11 protein-coding genes are annotated in these 18,379 nt (G+C 67.3%); 1 reads left to right on the top strand and 10 read right to left on the bottom strand.

The genetic code is table 11. The features are described 5' to 3' along the window. Positions 1–93 precede the first annotated feature (93 nt). From fusA to rpsL, 3 genes are read right to left on the bottom strand one after another with little or no spacing between them, the layout of a single operon-like run. Complete coding sequence (gene fusA / locus ACWF9Z_RS11730; RefSeq protein ID WP_356649528.1) at positions 94–2,223, bottom strand: elongation factor G; 2,130 nt, start codon at positions 2,221–2,223, stop codon at positions 94–96. A 39-nt stretch (positions 2,224–2,262) separates the two neighbouring features. Beyond that, the gene (rpsG, locus tag ACWF9Z_RS11725) at positions 2,263–2,733 is read right to left on the bottom strand and encodes a 30S ribosomal protein S7 (protein ID WP_215023410.1); all 471 of its coding nucleotides are present in this window, start codon (positions 2,731–2,733) and stop codon (positions 2,263–2,265) included. A gap of 2 nt (positions 2,734–2,735) precedes the next feature. Further along, positions 2,736–3,107: a 30S ribosomal protein S12 gene (gene rpsL, locus ACWF9Z_RS11720; protein WP_007265893.1), complete on the bottom strand. Its 372-nt coding sequence runs from the start codon at positions 3,105–3,107 to the stop codon at positions 2,736–2,738. 471 nt (positions 3,108–3,578) lie between these two features. On the opposite strand from rpsL, the gene ACWF9Z_RS11715 reads away from it, so the two are divergent. Then, entirely contained in the window at positions 3,579–6,062 is a 2,484-nt protein-coding gene (locus tag ACWF9Z_RS11715) for a YfhO family protein (RefSeq protein ID WP_453600511.1), read from the top strand. Between the two features lie 101 nt (positions 6,063–6,163). Here ACWF9Z_RS11715 and ACWF9Z_RS11710 read toward each other — a convergent pair whose 3' ends face one another. The 7 genes from ACWF9Z_RS11710 to rplA form a co-directional block, all read right to left on the bottom strand. Then, complete coding sequence (locus tag ACWF9Z_RS11710) at positions 6,164–10,063, bottom strand: DNA-directed RNA polymerase subunit beta' (RefSeq protein WP_453600508.1); 3,900 nt, start codon at positions 10,061–10,063, stop codon at positions 6,164–6,166. A gap of 97 nt (positions 10,064–10,160) precedes the next feature. After that, positions 10,161–13,643, bottom strand: a complete 3,483-nt coding sequence (gene rpoB, locus ACWF9Z_RS11705; protein WP_453600505.1) for a DNA-directed RNA polymerase subunit beta — start codon at positions 13,641–13,643, stop codon at positions 10,161–10,163. Between the two features lie 587 nt (positions 13,644–14,230). Further along, positions 14,231–14,614, bottom strand: a complete 384-nt coding sequence (gene rplL, locus ACWF9Z_RS11700; protein WP_453600502.1) for a 50S ribosomal protein L7/L12 — start codon at positions 14,612–14,614, stop codon at positions 14,231–14,233. 110 nt (positions 14,615–14,724) lie between these two features. Further along, a complete protein-coding gene (gene rplJ, locus ACWF9Z_RS11695; protein WP_215023401.1) occupies positions 14,725–15,255 on the bottom strand; it encodes a 50S ribosomal protein L10 in 531 nt (176 codons plus the stop codon). A gap of 287 nt (positions 15,256–15,542) precedes the next feature. Further along, positions 15,543–16,454 (bottom strand): hypothetical protein, encoded by a 912-nt coding sequence (locus tag ACWF9Z_RS11690; RefSeq protein ID WP_453600499.1) that lies wholly within the window; start codon positions 16,452–16,454, stop codon positions 15,543–15,545. A 92-nt stretch (positions 16,455–16,546) separates the two neighbouring features. After that, a complete protein-coding gene (locus tag ACWF9Z_RS11685; protein WP_453600736.1) occupies positions 16,547–17,449 on the bottom strand; it encodes an LppX_LprAFG lipoprotein in 903 nt (300 codons plus the stop codon). Positions 17,450–17,623: 174 nt separating this feature from the next. After that, complete coding sequence (gene rplA / locus ACWF9Z_RS11680) at positions 17,624–18,352, bottom strand: 50S ribosomal protein L1 (RefSeq protein WP_453600496.1); 729 nt, start codon at positions 18,350–18,352, stop codon at positions 17,624–17,626. Positions 18,353–18,379 lie beyond the last annotated feature (27 nt).

The raw sequence follows: 18,379 nt of genomic DNA, 5'->3' as shown, positions 1-18,379 counted from the left end.
TGCTGGATAGCCGGTACCCCCGGGGCAACGGGAGGGTTGCTCCTGTTGCCCCTGAGGCTCCGGTGACAAGCCTAAAGCGTGTACTCGGAAGAGTTACTCGCCCTTGGCCTTCGCGATGATCTCCTCGGCGACGTTCCGGGGAACCTCGGCGTAGGAGTCGAACTGCATCGAGTAGCTGGCGCGACCCGAGGTCTTGCTGCGGAGGTCTCCGACGTAGCCGAACATCTCCGAGAGGGGCACGAGGCCCTTCACGAGGCGAGCACCGTGACGCTCCTCCATGGCCTGGATCTGGCCACGACGGGAGTTGATGTCACCGATGACGTCACCCATGGACTCCTCCGGCGTGGTGACCTCGACGGCCATCATCGGCTCGAGGAGCACGGGAGAAGCCTTGCGCGCGGCCTCCTTGAAGGCCTGCGAACCGGCGATCTTGAAGGCGAGCTCGGAGGAGTCGACCTCGTGGTAGCCACCGTCGAGAAGGATGACGCGGACGCCGGTCATCTCGTAGCCGGCGAGGATGCCGAACTTCATGGCTTCCTGCGCACCCGCGTCGACCGAGGGGATGTACTCCCTCGGGATGCGGCCACCGGTGACCTTGTTCACGAACTCGTACGCGGGACCGTCGGCCTCGAGGATCGGCTCGATCGCGATCTGCACCTTGGCGAACTGACCGGTACCACCGGTCTGCTTCTTGTGGGTGTAGTCGTGACGCTCCACCGTCTGGCGGATCGTCTCGCGGTAAGCGACCTGCGGCTTGCCGACGTTGGCCTCGACCTTGAACTCGCGCTTCATACGGTCGACCAGCACCTCGAGGTGCAGCTCGCCCATACCACCGAGGATGGTCTGGCCGGTCTCTTCGTCCGAGTGAACGTGGAAGGAGGGGTCCTCCTCCGCGAGAGACTGGATGGCGACACCCAGCTTCTCCTGGTCACCCTTGGACTTGGGCTCGATGGCGACCTGGATGACCGGAGCCGGGAAGTCCATGGACTCCAGGATCACGGGGTTCTTGTCGTCACACAGCGTCTCACCGGTGGTGGTCTGCTTCAGGCCCATGACGGCGACGATGTCACCGGCGCCCACCGACTCGATCTCTTCACGCTTGTTGGCGTGCATGCGGTAGATCTTGCCGATGCGCTCCTTCTTGCCCTTGACGGAGTTCAGCACCGCAGTGCCGGCCTCCAGGCGGCCCGAGTAAACCCGGACGAAGGTGAGCTTGCCGAGGTGCGGGTCGCGCATGATCTTGAACGCGAGCGCCGCGAGGGGCTCGTCGTCAGACGGCTTGCGCTTCACGACGACCTCGGCGTCCCGGACGTCGTGGCCTTCGATGGCCTCGATGTCCAGGGGCGACGGGAGGTAGCGGACGACGGCGTCGAGCAGGGGCTGAACGCCCTTGTTCTTGAACGCCGTGCCACAGAACACGGCGGTAACCGTGGCGCCGTTGTCACCCTTGGAGCCGATGATGATGCGACGCACAGCGGCGTGCAGCTGCTCGACGGTGGGCTCGACGCCCTCGAGGAACAGCTCCATGATCTGGTCGTCGTTCTCGGCGACCGTCTCGACCAGCTTGGCGTGCCACTCTTCAGCGGCTTCCTTGTGGGTGTCCGGGATGTCGACGATGTCGTACATCTCGCCCTTGGTCGCCTCGGCGGACCAGACGAACGCCTTCATGGTGACCAGGTCGACAACGCCCTGGAAGTCCATCTCGGCGCCGATGGGGAGCTGCATGACGATCGGAACCGCACCGAGGCGGTCCTTGATCATGTCGACACAGCGGTGGAACTCGGCGCCGGTGCGGTCCAGCTTGTTGACGAAGCAGATGCGCGGCACGCCGTAGCGGTCCGCCTGACGCCAAACGGTCTCGGACTGCGGCTCCACACCGGCGACACCGTCGAACACGGTGACGGCACCGTCGAGGACGCGGAGCGAACGCTCCACCTCGACCGTGAAGTCAACGTGACCCGGGGTGTCGATGATGTTGATGGTGTGGTCGACGTCTTCGAGCGGCCAGTGGCAGGTCGTCGCGGCAGACGTGATCGTGATGCCGCGCTCCTGCTCCTGCTCCATCCAGTCCATCGTGGCAGCGCCGTCGTGGACTTCACCGATCTTGTACGACACACCGGTGTAGAACAGGATGCGCTCGGTGGTGGTCGTCTTGCCCGCGTCGATGTGAGCCATGATGCCGATGTTGCGCACCTTGGCCAGGTCAAGCGAAGTGGTAGCCATATCGGCTCAGTCTTCTCTCGGTCTCGATGTGGGTTGGGACTACCAGCGGTAGTGCGCGAAGGCCTTGTTGGACTCGGCCATCTTGTGCGTGTCCTCACGCTTCTTGACGGCAGCGCCAAGACCGTTCGAGGCGTCGAGCAGCTCGTTCATGAGGCGCTCGGTCATCGTCTTCTCGCGGCGGGCGCGGGAGTAACCCACGAGCCAGCGCAGCGCGAGGGTCGACTGACGGCCCGGCTTGACCTCGATCGGCACCTGGTAGGTGGCGCCACCGACACGACGGGACTTGACCTCGAGGGACGGCTTGACGTTCTCGAGCGCGCGCTTCAGCGTGATGACCGGGTCGTTGCCGGTCTTCTCGCGGAGGCCTTCCATGGCGCCGTAAACGATGCGCTCGGCGGTGGAGCGCTTGCCGTTCAGGAGGATCTTGTTGATGAGCGACGTCACCAGAGGAGATGCATAGACCGGGTCGATGATGACCGGGCGCTTCGGGGCGGGGCCCTTACGAGGCATTTCTACTTCTCCTTCTTGGCGCCGTAGCGGCTGCGGGCCTGCTTGCGGTTCTTGACAGCCTGGGTGTCAAGCGCACCGCGGATGATCTTGTAACGAACACCCGGCAGGTCCTTCACACGGCCACCACGCACGAGCACGATCGAGTGCTCCTGCAGGTTGTGTCCCTCGCCCGGAATGTAGGCCGTGACCTCGATACCGGAGGTCAGACGCACACGCGCGACCTTACGGAGGGCCGAGTTCGGCTTCTTCGGGGTGGTCGTGAACACACGCGTGCAGACGCCGCGGCGCTGGGGCGAAGCCTCAAGCGCGGGGGTCTTGGTCTTCTCGACCTTGTCCTGCCGGCCCTTCCGGACCAGCTGCTGGATCGTAGGCACTACTTCTCCGGTTTCTGTGTGCCGTGTAGTGAAACTAACCTGGAACATTTGCCGACCCACGCGGTCGGGTGTGTCGGATCCGGCGGACTCCCGCGCAAGCACGGAAACGCATGGATCGCAGTGGCCCGATACGGCTCGAGTGCGGTTGATGGACACGCACAGGAGCCCAGGCACACCCCAGGCACAAGGTCTGAGCGTACCTACCGCATCCACTCCGGTCAAAACAAAAGCCCCCGGCCCGGCCGCCCGGAGTACCCGCAGGCCAGTAGCCGCACGGCCGGGACGGGGGTGCGGCCCCTCCGATGTGCGGACGGGGTGCGCGTGTGCTAGGGGCCGGCGCCGCCGGGGACCGCTCGAACATGCGCGCCGCACCCCCCGTCCCGGCCGGGCGCGGACCGCCCGGCAACTAAACTGCCCAGCGATTCGGCGCAAACGGCACGACCGGGCACCATCACACCAGGGAGCGGGACATTGGGGACGGCCACGATCGAGCCGGCGACGACCGACGGCCCGCCCGACCCGCCCGCACCGGACCGGGCCCCCGCCAGGCGCGCGCGCCGGCGCCTGCGGCGGCTCTCCGCCCCCCTGCTGGCCTTCCTCGTCACCGCGGGCGCCTTCTGCGCCTCCTGGGCGGCCCGCGGCACCTTCCCCTTCGGGAACACCGGCCGCGCCGTCAACGACCAGGCCAACCAGTACGTGCCCTTCCACCGGGCGCTGTGGGACCTGGTCCACGGGCAGGCCGCGGGCGACCTCCTGTTCACCTGGCGCGGCGGCTTCGGCCAGCAGTTCCTCTCCGACGCCTACACGTACCTGGGCAACCCCTTCTCCTGGCTGGTCGTCCTCGTCCCCCGCGCACACGTGGACCTCGCCGTCTTCGCGCTCACCCCCCTCACCATGGGCGCCGCGGCCGCCGTGATGGCCGTCTACCTCGGCAAGCTGCACCCCGGCCCCTGGTGGCAGCGGGGCGTGCTCGGAGCCGTGTACGGCCTGTGCGGCTGGGCGCTGAGCGACGCCTCGTACATCCCCATGTGGCTCTGGGGCCTGGTCGCCCTCCCCCTCCTCGGCATCGCCGTCGAATGGTGCCTGGAGGAACGCCGCTGGCCCGGCGTGGCCCTGCTGGTCGCGCTCGCCTGGTTCGGGAACTTCTACACCGCGATGATGGCCACGATGGCCGCGTGCGTCCTGCTCGGCATCCGCCTGGTCGTCCTGGACCTGACCGCCCGGCAGCGGCTGCGCGCCGTGTGGCGGGCCGCGACGGCCTCCGCGACGGGCATCCTGCTCACCCTCCCCCTCCTGCTGCCGTCGTTCCTGTCCAGCGGGGCCGCGCAGCCCACCAAGGCGGCCGCCTTCGATCCCGTACGGCTCGAGGTCTTCCTGACGGGCATGCTCCCCGGCACCTACCTGTGGGGCGGCCGGCCCCGGCTGTACGTGGCCTCGCTCGGCCTGATCCTGGCCGGGTCTTTCCTCCTGAACTCCTCCGTCGCGCGGAAGACCCGCCTGGTGTGGGCGGCGGCGACCCTGCTGGTCCTCCTCTCCTTCCAGTTCCCGCCCACCCAGTACGTGTGGCACGGGCTGGCGGTGCCCAACGGCAACCCCTACCGGGAGGCGTTCGTCTTCAGCGGGATGGTCGTGGTCGTCGCCTGGCTGTCGCTGGCCCACCGGCCGCGCCCGCTCCACCTGGCCCTGACCGCGGCCCTGCTGGTGGCCGCCACCTTCGCGCTCCGCCACACCGACGACTTCGGCGGCACCACCTGGCCCGCCGTCCTCGGGGGCGGCGCGGTCTCGCTGCTGGCCCTGGTCCTGCTGGCGCTGGGCGAGAAGCGCCGCTTCCTGATCCCCGTGGCCGCGGTGCTGATGATCGGCGTCGTCTTCGCCGAGTCCACGGCGGCCGCCCACAACGCGGACGTCCGCCGCTCGCGGGAGCGCTGGGCGAAGCCGGTCGCCACCTCGAACGAGTCGATCACCCGCCACGCCGAGGCCGTCCGGTCCGTGGCCGGCTGGCCCGCCCACCGCACCGACTCGGGTGCGCCGCAGACCTCGTACAACGACGCGCTCGCGCTCCAGGCGGAGGGCCCGCAGTACTACAGCAGCTACCTGCCCGAGGCCACCTACCGGGCCCTCGAACCCCTCGGCTACGGCTACAAGAACGACGGCCGGACCTTCTTCGGCGCCGACAACCCCGTCCTGGACGCGATCTTCTCGATCGGCGCCCGGGTCCGGCCCGGCGACGGCCCCGGCACCTGGACCGGCTCGACGTTCCCCGCCCCGCCCCTGGTCACCGTGCGCAGCGGCCCGTACGCCTCCCCCAACCCGGCGGACAGCGTCTACGCCCGCCAGGAGAACGTGCTCGGCGCCACCGTCTACCGGGTCCCGGACGTCCACGCCGGCGGCACCGCCACGGAGCAGACCTACGCCGCCCGCTGCACGCCCGGCTCCGAGGCCTTCTGGTACTCCCCCGAGCTCTACGGCACCCTCGCCTCCGGCGGCGCCGAGAAGCCCCTGGAAGACCGGATGGCGGGCGTCCTGCCGCTCGGCGAGGTCCCCGCGGACGGCGCGGTCGCGGTCACGGTCAGGACGCGGACCCAGGGCGCGACCGCCGGGCAGCACCCCATCGGCTGCCTGGACCGCGCGGCGCTCACCGAGGCCGTCGGCCGGCTGACGGCCACGGGCGCCACGCGGGTCACCGCCGGCGGCCACACCATCGAGGCCACCCTCCCGAAGGGCACCACGGGCACCGCCGTCTTCGCGATGACGGACGTCCCCGGCTGGCAGTGCACGGCCCCGGTGAAGAGCTTCCACGGCCTGGTCTCCATGGACGTCCCCACCGGCACCGACACGCTCTCCTGCACCTTCACCCCCAAGGGCCTCACCCCGGGCCTGGCAGGCGCCGCCCTCTCCCTCCTGGCCCTGGCCTCGGTCACGGTCACGGGCCTGCGGCGGCGCAACCGCTCCTGATCCGGCCCGCCCCCGGAGGCACCCGGACACGAAGAAGCCCCCCGCCGCTCCTCTCGGAGCCGCGGGGGGCTTTCCCGGTACTACCTGCTACTCAGGCGACCTCAGCCGTTGTACGGGCCGTAGTCGTAGTCCTCCAGCGGGACGGCCTGGCCGGAGCCGGTGCCGAAGGGCGAGTAGTCGATGTCGTCGTAGCCGACGGCCGAGTACATCGCGGCCTTGGCTTCCTCGGTCGGCTCGACCCGGATGTTGCGGTAGCGGGCGAGGCCCGTACCGGCCGGGATGAGCTTACCGATGATGACGTTCTCCTTGAGGCCGATCAGGGAGTCGGACTTGGCGTTGATCGCCGCGTCCGTCAGAACCCTGGTCGTCTCCTGGAAGGACGCCGCCGACAGCCACGACTCGGTGGCGAGCGAGGCCTTGGTGATACCCATCAGCTGCGGACGGCCGGAGGCGGGGTGACCGCCCTCGGTGACCACGCGACGGTTCTCGGTCTCGAACTTCGACCGCTCGACGAGCTCGCCCGGCAGGAGCTCCGCGTCGCCGGACTCGATGATCGTCACGCGGCGGAGCATCTGCCGGATGATGATCTCGATGTGCTTGTCGTGGATCGACACGCCCTGCGAGTTGTAGACCTTCTGGACTTCGCCGACCAGGTGGACCTGGACCGCACGCTGGCCGAGGATGCGCAGCACGTCGTGCGGGTTGGTCGCACCCATGGTGAGCTTCTGGCCGACCTCGACGTGGTCGCCCTCGCCGACGATGACCTTGGCGCGCTTGGAGATCGGGAAGGCCGTCTCCTCGCTGCCGTCGTCCGGCATGATGACGATCTTCTTGGTCTTCTCGGTCTCCTCGATCCGCACGCGGCCGGCGGCCTCGGAGATCGGGGCGACACCCTTCGGGGTACGGGCCTCGAAGAGCTCGACGACACGCGGCAGACCCTGCGTGATGTCGTCACCGGCCACACCACCGGTGTGGAAGGTACGCATCGTCAGCTGGGTACCGGGCTCACCGATGGACTGGGCGGCGATGATGCCGACCGCCTCACCGATGTCGACCAGCTTGCCGGTGGCGAGCGAGCGTCCGTAGCAGAAGGCACAGGTGCCGACCGCGGACTCACAGGTCAGGACCGAGCGGGTCTTGACCTCCTCGACGCCGTTCGCGATGAGGGCGTCGATGAGCACGTCACCGAGGTCCACGTTCGCCGGCGCGATGACCTTGCCGTCGATGACGACGTCCTCGGCCAGCATGCGGGCGTAGATGGAGGTCTCGACGTCGTCGGCCTTGCGCAGAACGCCGGCCTCGTCCTTGACACCGATCTTGAGCTTGAGGCCGCGCTCGGTGCCGCAGTCCTCCTCGCGGATGATGACGTCCTGCGAGACGTCCACCAGACGACGGGTGAGGTAACCCGAGTCGGCGGTACGCAGGGCGGTGTCCGCCAGACCCTTACGGGCACCGTGCGTGGAGATGAAGTACTCCAGAACGGTGAGGCCCTCACGGAAGGACGCCTTGATCGGACGCGGGATGGTCTCGTTCTTCGCGTTCGACACCAGACCACGCATACCGGCGATCTGCCGCATCTGCATCATGTTTCCTCGGGCACCCGAGTCAACCATCATGAAGATGGGGTTCGTCTTGGGGAAGTTCGCGTTCATCGCCTCGGCAACCTCGTTGGTCGCCTTGGTCCAGATCGCGATGAGCTCCTGCGTGCGCTCGTCCTTGGTGATCAGACCGCGCTCGTACTGCTTCTGGACCTTCTCGTCCAGGTCCTCGTAGCCCTTGACGATGGCCTTCTTGGCCTCGGGCACGACGACGTCGGAGATGGCCACGGTGACGCCCGAACGGGTCGCCCAGTGGAAGCCGGCCGCCTTCAGGTTGTCGAGCGTCGCCGCCACGATGACCTTGGGGTAGCGCTCCGCCAGGTCGTTGACGATCTCGGAGAGCTGCTTCTTGCCCACCGAGTAGTCGACGAACGGGTAGTCCTCGGGCAGCAGCTCGTTGAAGAGCGCGCGGCCCAGGGTGGTGCGCAGACGGAAGCTGTCGCCCGGCTGGAACTCCTGCTCGCCCTCTTCGCGGACCGGGGGCACCCAGCCGCGCGGCGGGATGGTGCCCACCGGGAAGCGGATGTCGACGGCCGACTGGAGCGCCAGCTCACCGTTGTCGAACGCCATGGTCGCCTCGGCCGTGGAGCCGAACGCGCGGCCCTCGCCCTTGACGTTGCGGAGCTCGCCGTCGGTGGTGAGGAAGAACAGACCCAGCACCATGTCCTGGGTCGGCATGGTGACGGGACGACCGTCGGCCGGCTTCAGGATGTTGTTCGAGGACAGCATCAGGATGCGGGCCTCGGCCTGCGCCTCTGCCGAAAGCGGCAGGTGCACGGCCATCTGGTCACCGTCGAAGTCCGCGTTGAACGCGGTGCAGACGAGCGGGTGGATCTGGATGGCCTTGCCTTCGACCAGCTGGGGCTCGAAGGCCTGGATGCCGAGGCGGTGCAGCGTGGGCGCACGGTTCAGCAGAACCGGGTGCTCGGCGATGACCTCTTCGAGCACGTCGTAGACGACCGTGCGGCCGCGCTCGACCATGCGCTTCGCCGACTTGATGTTCTGCGCGTGGTTCAGGTCCACCAGGCGCTTCATCACGAACGGCTTGAAGAGCTCCAGCGCCATGGCCTTGGGCAGGCCGCACTGGTGCAGCTTCAGCTGCGGGCCGACGACGATCACGGAACGCGCGGAGTAGTCCACGCGCTTGCCGAGGAGGTTCTGACGGAATCGACCCTGCTTGCCCTTGAGCATGTCGCTCAGGGACTTCAGCGGACGGTTACCGGGACCGGTCACCGGACGGCCACGACGACCGTTGTCGAAGAGGGCGTCGACGGCCTCCTGGAGCATGCGCTTCTCGTTGTTCACGATGATCTCGGGGGCACCGAGGTCGAGAAGGCGCTTCAGGCGGTTGTTGCGGTTGATCACGCGGCGGTACAGGTCGTTCAGGTCGGAGGTCGCGAAGCGGCCACCGTCCAGCTGCACCATCGGACGCAGGTCCGGCGGGATCACCGGGACGCAGTCCAGAACCATGCCCTTGGGCTTGTTGCTGGTCTGCAGGAACGCGGAGACGACCTTGAGGCGCTTGAGCGCACGGGTCTTCTTCTGGCCCTTGCCGGTACGGATGATCTCGCGGAGGCGCTCGGCCTCCTCGTCGAGGTCGAAGGACTCCAGGCGCTTCTGCAGCGCCGCGGCGCCCATGCAGCCGTCGAAGTACGTACCGAAGCGGTCGCGCAGCTCGCGGTAGAGCAGCTCGTCGCCCTCGAGGTCCTGGACCTTGAGGTTCTTGAAGCGGGCCCACACCTCGTCGAGGCGGTCGATCTCGCGCTGGGCGCGGTCACGGAGCTGCTTCATCTCGCGCTCGGCACCTTCGCGCACCTTGCGGCGTACGTCGGCCTTCGCGCCCTCGGCCTCGAGCTCGGCCAGGTCGGTCTCGAGCTTCTTGGCACGGCCTTCGAGGTCCGAGTCGCGACGGTTCTCGATCTGCTGGCGCTCGATGGAGACGTGCGCCTCCAGGGACGGGAGGTCGCGGGTGCGGCGCTCGTCGTCCACGAACGTGATCATGTACGCGGCGAAGTAGATGACCTTCTCGAGGTCCTTCGGCGCGAGGTCCAGCAGGTATCCGAGGCGCGACGGGACGCCCTTGAAGTACCAGATGTGGGTGACGGGAGCGGCAAGCTCGATGTGGCCCATCCGCTCGCGGCGCACCTTGGCGCGCGTGACTTCGACGCCACAACGCTCACAGATGATGCCCTTGAAGCGGACACGCTTGTACTTGCCGCAGTAGCACTCCCAGTCCCGGGTCGGACCGAAGATCTTCTCGCAGAAGAGTCCGTCCTTCTCGGGCTTGAGCGTGCGGTAGTTGATGGTCTCCGGCTTCTTGACCTCGCCGTGGGACCAGGTTCGGATGTCGTCCGCGGTGGCAAGGCCGATCCGCAGCTCGTCGAAGAAGTTGACGTCGAGCACTGTGCGTCAATCCCTCTTTCGGGGTCGAGTCTCAATCATGGTCTGAACGGTCCCGGGGATGACGGGGGGCTCTTGAGCGAGCCCCCCGTCAGGCCCGTCAGACCTCTTCGACGCTGCTCGGCTCACGCCGGGACAGGTCGATACCGAGCTCCTCCGCCGCGCGGAAGACGTCCTCGTCGGTGTCGCGCATCTCGATGGACATGCCGTCCGAGGACAGCACCTCCACGTTGAGGCAGAGCGACTGCATTTCCTTGATGAGCACCTTGAAGGACTCGGGAATGCCCGGCTCGGGGATGTTCTCGCCCTTGACGATGGCCTCGTAGACCTTCACGCGGCCGGTGACGTCATCGGACTTGATGGTCAGCAGCTCCTGGAGGGCGTAAGCGGCGCCATAAGCCTCGAGCGCCCACACCTCCATCTCACCGAAGCGCTGGCCACCGAACTGCGCCTTACCACCCAGCGGCTGCTGCGTGATCATCGAGTACGGACCGGTCGACCGAGCGTGGAGCTTGTCGTCGACCAGGTGGTGGAGCTTGAGGATGTACATGTAGCCGATCGAGACCGGCTCCGGGAACGGCTCGCCGGAGCGGCCGTCGAACAGGTGCGCCTTGCCGGTCGGGAGGACCAGGCGGTCCCCGTCGCGGTTCGGGATCGTGTGCTCGAACAGGCCGGCGAGTTCGTCCTCGCGGGCACCGTCGAACACGGGGGTGGCGACGTTGGTGCCGGGCTCGACGCGGTCGGCGCCGATGACCTTCAGCCGCTCGGCCCACTCCTCGGCCACGCCGGAGACGTCCCAGCCGCGGCTGGCGAGCCAGCCGAGGTGGATCTCCAGGACCTGTCCCGGGTTCATTCGGGACGGGACACCCAGCGGGTTGAGGATGATGTCGACCGGCGTGCCGTCCTCAAGGAAGGGCATGTCCTCGATCGGAAGGATCTTGGAGATGACACCCTTGTTGCCGTGGCGGCCGGCGAGCTTGTCACCGTCGGTGATCTTGCGCTTCTGGGCGACGTAGACGCGGACCAGCTGGTTCACGCCCGGGGGAAGCTCGTCGCCCTCTTCGCGGTCGAAGACGCGGACGCCGATGACCTTGCCGATCTCACCGTGAGGAACCTTGAGCGAGGTGTCACGCACCTCGCGGGCCTTCTCACCGAAGATCGCGCGGAGCAGGCGCTCTTCCGGGGTCAGCTCGGTCTCGCCCTTGGGCGTGACCTTTCCGACCAGGATGTCGCCGGCGACCACGTCGGCGCCGATGCGGATGATGCCGCGCTCGTCGAGGTCCGCGAGGACCTCTTCGGAGACGTTCGGGATGTCCCGGGTGATCTCCTCCGGGCCCAGCTTGGTGTCACGGGCGTCGACCTCGTGCTCCTCGATGTGGATCGAGGAGAGGACGTCGTCCTGCACGAGGCGCTGCGACAGGATGATCGCGTCCTCGTAGTTGTGACCTTCCCAGGGCATGAACGCGACGAGCAGGTTCTTGCCGAGGGCCATTTCGCCCTCTTCGGTCGCAGGACCGTCGGCGAGGACCTGGGCCTCGATGATGCGGTCACCCTCGTTGACGATGACCTTCTGGTTGACCGAGGTGCCCTGGTTCGAGCGGGAGAACTTCGCGACGCGGTACGTGGTGTACGTGCCGTCGTCGTTGGCGACGGTGATGTAGTCGGCCGAGACCTCCTGGACGACACCGTCCTTCTCCGCCTTGATCGAGTCACCGGCGTCGACCGCACAGCGGTACTCCATGCCGGTGCCGACGAGCGGCGCCTCCGCCTTGATCAGCGGAACGGCCTGGCGCATCATGTTCGCGCCCATGAGGGCGCGGTTGGCGTCGTCGTGCTCGAGGAAGGGGATCATCGCGGTCGCGACGGACACCATCTGGCGCGGGGAGACGTCCATGTAGTCGACGTCGTCGCCGGCGATGTAGTCGATCTCGCCGCCACGACGGCGGACCAGCACGCGGTTCTCGGTGAAGCGCATCTCGTCGTTCAGGCCGGCGTTGGCCTGGGCGATGACGAAGCGGTCTTCCTCGTCGGCCGTCAGGTAGTCGACGTCGTCCGTGACGACACCGTCGATGACCTTGCGGTACGGGGTCTCGACGAAACCGAACGCGTTGACGCGGCCGTAGGACGCGAGCGAGCCGATCAGACCGATGTTCGGGCCTTCGGGGGTCTCGATCGGGCACATGCGGCCGTAGTGCGACGGGTGGACGTCTCGGACCTCGAAGCCGGCCCGCTCACGGGACAGACCACCGGGACCCAGAGCCGAGAGACGACGCTTGTGCGTCAGACCCGACAGCGGGTTGTTCTGGTCCATGAACTGCGACAGCTGGCTGGTGCCGAAGAACTCCTTGATGGAGGCGACGACCGGCCGGATGTTGATCAGGGTCTGCGGCGTGATCGCCTCGACGTCCTGGGTGGTCATCCGCTCGCGGACGACGCGCTCCATACGAGCCAGACCCGTGCGGACCTGGTTCTGGATGAGCTCGCCGACGTTGCGCAGACGACGGTTGCCGAAGTGGTCGATGTCGTCGGTCTCGACGACGATCGAACGGCCCGACTCACCGGTGGTCTCGGTCTCGCCCGCGTGGAGCTTCACGAGGTACTTGATGGTCGCGGTGATGTCGTCGGTGGTGAGCACACCGGCGTCCAGCGGCTCATCCGCGCCGAGCTTCTTGTTCACCTTGTAGCGGCCGACCTTCGCGAGGTCGTAGCGCTTCGGGTTGAAGTAGAGGTTCTCGAGCAGCGTCTGAGCGGCCTCGCGGGTCGGCGGTTCGCCCGGACGCAGCTTGCGGTAGATGTCGAGCAGCGCGTCGTCCTGGCCCTGGGTGTGGTCCTTCTCCAGGGTGGCGCGCATGGACTCGTACTCGCCGAACTCCTCGAGGATCTGCTCGGTGGTCCAGCCGAGAGCCTTCAGGAGAACGGTGACGGACTGCTTGCGCTTGCGGTCGATGCGAACACCGACCATGTCGCGCTTGTCGATCTCCATCTCGAGCCAGGCACCCCGGGAAGGGATGATCTTGGCGGCGAAGATGTCCTTGTCGGACGTCTTGTCGATGGAGGAGTCGAAGTAGACACCGGGGGAACGGACGAGCTGCGACACGACGACACGCTCGGTGCCGTTGATGACGAAGGTGCCCTTGTTGGTCATGAGCGGGAAATCGCCCATGAAGACCGTCTGAGACTTGATCTCTCCGGTCTCGTTGTTCGTGAACTCGGCGGTGACGAAAAGCGGCGCCGCGAACGTGAAGTCGCGGTCCTTGCACTCGTCGACCGAGTTCTTCGCCGGCTCGAAACGGTGGTCGCGGAACGTCAGCGACATCGACCCGGAGAAGTCCTCGATCGGCGAGATCTCCTCGAAGATCTCTTCCAGACCGGACTTGGTGGGAACGTCCTGTCCGCTCTCAAGCGCCGACTCGACGCGAGACTTCCAGGCGGCGTTGCCGAGCAGCCAGTCAAAGCTCTCGGTCTGCAGCGCCAGGAGGTTCGGAACCTCGAGGGGCTCCTTGATCTTTGCAAAGGAGATGCGCAGCGGGGCGGTGCTGGCACCGTTGTTCGTATTGGTCGAGGCGTTGCGCGAGGCGGCCAAGAGGGGGTCCTTCCGAGGGCTCGGACTCACTACGCGCGTACCGGTCCCAGCTGACACAGAAGACAAGCGCCCCCCATCTGGTCAAAGGACCAGCTCAGGGCCGTTCAATCAAGTGTGCTCATGCGTGGGCATGCCCCTGGCGACGGGCAGGGGGCAGCTAACAGGCAGCGCAAAGGGTCAGTGTAGCCACTTGGCTCACTGATGTCCAGACCAGGTTTCCGGAAACCGGCAACAGGCCTTCCCCATGTCGTTTCAACTGCGTCCAACGGTTCGGCTCTCGCACACAGAGCGCGTAACAGTACTGCCCTCTTCGTAGTCGATCCATGCCCGATGTGGGCCCGATCCATGCCTCGGATCTCGGATCGAACCGGCCCATCTCGCGACGGCTCTGAGAATTGCGCGCCGCGTGCCGTTCGTCAAGGCCCCCTGCTCCGTGCGGATCATCCAAGGACCCTGCCGCGGAGCAACGAAGATCACCCTACTCCCCAACGAGACGGGGGCAAATCAGGCGCTCCGGGTACGCCAAAGGGCGACCACCCTTACGGGTGATCGCCCTTCGGTTGGGGCCCTGAAGGGCCCCAGAGGTGTTACTTGACCTCGACAGCCGCGCCGGCAGCCTTGAGGGACTCGGCGGCCTTGTCAGCGGCCTCCTTGGCGACCTTCTCGAGGACCGGCTTCGGAGCGCCGTCGACGAGGTCCTTGGCCTCCTTGAGGCCCAGGGAGGTCAGCTCGCGGACGACCTTGATGACCTGGATCTTCTTGTCGCCGGCGCCGGTGAGGATGACGTCGAACTCGTCCTGCTCCTCGGCAACGTCGGCGGCGGGGCCACCGGCGGCGGGACCGGCAACGGCGACGGCCGCGGCGGCGGTGACGTCGAACTTGTCCTCGAACGCCTTCACGAACTCAGAGAGCTCGATGAGGGTCATCTCCTCGAACTGGGCGAGGAGGTCGTCCTGAGAGAGCTTCGCCATGATGGGCGATCCTTCCACTAAATCGGCAGGTGCCGGATGTATATAGAGGCGGGCGTAACGGCCCGCTTTGACCCGCGCGCTAGGCGGCGCGGATCAGTGCGCGAGCCGAATTACTCGGCACCGCCCTGCTCGGCGAGCTTGACGCGAAGCGCTTCCGCAGTGCGGACGAACTTCGACGGCAGCGCCTGGAAGAGCGAGGCAGCCTGAGACTGCTTGCCCTTGAACGCGCCGGCCAGCTTGCTGAGCAGAACCTCGCGGGACTCGAGGTCCGCAAGCTTCTTGATCTCATCCGCGGTGAGCGCCTTACCATCAAGGACACCCGCCTTGATGATGAGGTTCGGGTTTTCCTTGGCGAAGTCACGCAGGCTCTTCGCCGACTCCACCGGGTCACCGGTGATGAAGGCGACCGCGGTGGGACCAGCGAAGTGCTCGTCCAGCGCGGTGATCCCGGCCTGGTTGGCCGCAATCTTGGTCAGCGTGTTCTTCACCACGGCGTACTGGGCGTTCTCACCGAGAGAGCGACGCAGCGTCTTGAGCTGCGCGACGGTGAGACCCCGGTACTCGGTCAGCACGGCGGCGTTCGAGTCGCGGAACTGGTCCGTGAGCTCGGCTACCGCGGCAGCCTTGTTGGGCGTCGGCATAGTGCGTCGGCCTCCTTCCGGGTGATGAGGACCGCTCAGAAGGGGCACACATACGAAACGCCCCGGCGCAGGCGCCAGGGCGTAGCTCAACCGGAACGAGTCCGGGAACTTTCCAAGGTCACCTGCGCAGGACGTCCGCGGTATACGGATCCTTCGGCCACCGCACCCTTGCGGGCACGGCAACGACCAGCGGTCTTTGGCTTCTCCCGAAGAGTACGCGAACGGTGCCGCGCAGAGCAAATCGGTCACCCGGCGCCCTCCGGGATGCCCCGGCGGCGGACCCGGGATCAGTACCCCAGGTCCTTCAGCTTCTCGTTGGTGTCCTTCAGGCTCTTCTCGGTCTCCTTCAGGCTCGCGTCGACGTCCTTGAGGGTGTCGTCGACGCCCTTCATGACGTCCTCGAAGGCCACCGTGTCCTCGGCCGGCGGAGCCTGGACCGCGGGGGTCGTCGCGAAGCCGGAGAACTTCGCCGTGGTCTTGGCCGGTCCCTCGTTCCCGCTGACCGCGACGGTGTCGACCCGGAGCGGGTAGCCGTCCCCGCCGATCCACAGGTCGATCTCCAGCGACGTGACCTGCTGGAGCGACTCGTGGAGGTACTGGCGGTCCTTGTCCTGCATGACCTTGGTGGACTCGTCCGCCTTGATCAGGTCCGCGTGGGTGAGGACGGCCTTGTAGTGCTCGGTGTCCACGCCGTCGGTCTTCTCCGCCGCGACGTGCTTGAGGCCCTCCTGGCCCAGCGTCATCGCGAGGTACTCGGCCGGGTCGTCGTTCAGCCGGACGCCGGGCTTCCCGTCCTTCGACAGGTTCAGCTTCATCCAGGACTTGCCGTGCACGGGCTCGGCCATCTGGGTGTAGATGAGGTCACCGATCATGATCGACCGGGCGGCGGGCTCCTCGGCCTTGATCATGAGGTCGTGGCTGGACGGGTACCAGCCCTTGGAGCCGGACTGGGTCGAGGTCTTGCCGTCGGCCTCGACCGTCGACAGCTCCGCCTTGGCGAACTTGGCCGCCACCGTCTTGAGGTAGGCCGCCTTCACCGCCTCCCCGGGCGTCGGGGGCTCGGCGGCCTCCTGCTTCGACCCGGCGGCCCCGCCCCGGCCCCCGTCGGCCTTGTCCCCGCCACATGCCGTGAGGCCACCCACGAGCAGCGCCGTGCCCGCGAGGGCGGCACCGGTTCGGGTCCAGACAGCCTTGTTCATCGCGTACTCCCCCATGAAAAGAAAAATCTCGTGCTTCGTGCGTCATGCGTCGTGCGTCGTACGTGCTCTGCCGGGCCGGGCCCGGCCGGCGATCAGCTCTCGCCGGCGCCCTTCATCATTTCGGCGAGGTCGACGACCTGGCCGGCGGGCGGCGCGGCCACCTCGACCGGCTGGTTGTACTCGTGGAACGTGATGGTGGTGTCCACCGGCCCGCTCGCCGCGTCACCGCGGGTACGGACCTGCTTGGTGTGGTCCGACTCGTCGATCCACATGTCCACGGTCAGGCTCTTGACGCCCTGCGCCTCGAGGCCCTTGACGGACTCCTCCTGGCGCTTCTTGGCCTCGGGGTCCGCCGAGGCCAGCGCGGCCCGCATCTCGTCGAGGGTGACCGTGCCGCTGAGGTGCTTGGTCTTCACACCGTCGACGGTCTCGTCACCGACGAGCTTCAGGTCCTTGGCCTTGAGCAGCTCGCCCGCCCGGTCGCCCGGGTTCTCGCCGGCCTTGTTCGCCGAGCCGCCCGCGCTGTTCAGCTTCTCCGCGGTGGCCGGGTCCAGGCTCTTCATGTCGAACTTGATCCACTTGCCCTCGGTCCCGATGAACATGGCCTCGTCGAGGACGCGGATCTCGGCCGCCCGGCCGCCCTCGCCGGAGGTGCTCATCTTCATGGCCATCGCCACCGACGGCTTGAGCCGCATGGAGACGTCGCCCGAGAACTGCTCGCCCTTCGCCGTACCCGTCATCGAATAGCGCAGCGAGGTGATCTCCTGCGACTTCGCCTTGACCTTCTCCAGGTAGGCGGCGGGGACGACCTCCACGGCGCCCTTCCCGGCGCCCGGGGAGGACGGCGCGGCAGAGGAGCCCGCGGCCTTCCCGGCGGCGTCCTCGTCCCCGCTCTCGCACGCCGTGGCCCCGCCCACGAGCAGGACGGCGGCCAGCACGGCCCCGGCGGTCTTGTGGCGGCTGCCCGCACGGTTGGCGATGCGGTTGCGGTACACGGACAAGAGTCCCCACCCCTGATGTGATCGTTTGATTGAATTTTTACCCTACTCGTCGGTCAGTCGATCACTGCGCGATTTTCCGGGCGGAACACGAGAACGGGCCCTTCGTCCCCCAGTGGGGGACGAAGGGCCCGTTCGGGCAACTCAGCGAGCCGTGAGGCCCGGGCCTGATCAGACCGCGGCCGGGTCTTCCTCGACGAGGAGGTTCCGGGTGCGGTTCTGGTCCAGGATGATGCCGGGGCCCATCGTGGTGCTCAGGGCGGCCTTCTTGATGTAGCGGCCCTTCGCGGCGGACGGCTTCAGACGAAGGATCTCGTCCAGGGCCGCGCCGTAGTTCTCGACCAGCTGCTCATCGGTGAAGGAGACCTTGCCGATGATGAAGTGCAGGTTCGAGTGCTTGTCGACGCGGAACTCGATCTTGCCACCCTTGATCTCGGTGACAGCCTTGGCGACGTCCATCGTGACGGTGCCGGTCTTCGGGTTCGGCATCAGGCCACGGGGACCGAGCACGCGGCCGAGGCGGCCGACCTTGCCCATGAGGTCCGGGGTGGCCACAACGGCGTCGAACTCGTTCAGGCGGTTGCCCTTGGCGATCTCGTTGATGAGCTCGTCATCGCCGACGATGTCGGCGCCGGCGGCTTCCGCGGCCGCAGCACGGTCACCGGTCGCGAAGACCAGGACCCGGGCGGTCTTGCCGGTGCCGTGCGGGAGGTTCACGGTGCCGCGGACCATCTGGTCGGCCTTGCGCGGGTCTACACCCAGGCGGAAGGCGACCTCGACGGTGCTGTCGAACTTGGTGGAGGAGGTCTCCTTGGCGAGACGGACGGCCTCGAGCGGGGCGTAGAGCTTGTCCCGGTCGACCTTGGCGTCCGCAGCGCGGAGAGTCTTGCTGCGCTTCACTTCTGCTCCTGTGTAGTGACTTCAGGC

This window comes from Streptomyces sp. NPDC054961 (assembly GCF_053609145.1).
This window is presented reverse-complemented; position numbering and strand designations above follow the sequence as displayed.

Bases quoted from the DNA above. Each gene is read 5' to 3' on its own strand.
- rpsG (WP_215023410.1), bottom strand. From the start codon at position 2,733: ATGCCTCGTAAGGGCCCCGCCCCGAAGCGCCCGGTCATCATCGACCCG.
- fusA (WP_356649528.1), bottom strand. From the start codon at position 2,223: ATGGCTACCACTTCGCTTGACCTGGCCAAGGTGCGCAACATCGGCATC.
- ACWF9Z_RS11690 (WP_453600499.1), bottom strand. From the start codon at position 16,454: ATGAACAAGGCTGTCTGGACCCGAACCGGTGCCGCCCTCGCGGGCACG.
- rplJ (WP_215023401.1), bottom strand. From the start codon at position 15,255: ATGCCGACGCCCAACAAGGCTGCCGCGGTAGCCGAGCTCACGGACCAG.
- rplL (WP_453600502.1), bottom strand. From the start codon at position 14,614: ATGGCGAAGCTCTCTCAGGACGACCTCCTCGCCCAGTTCGAGGAGATG.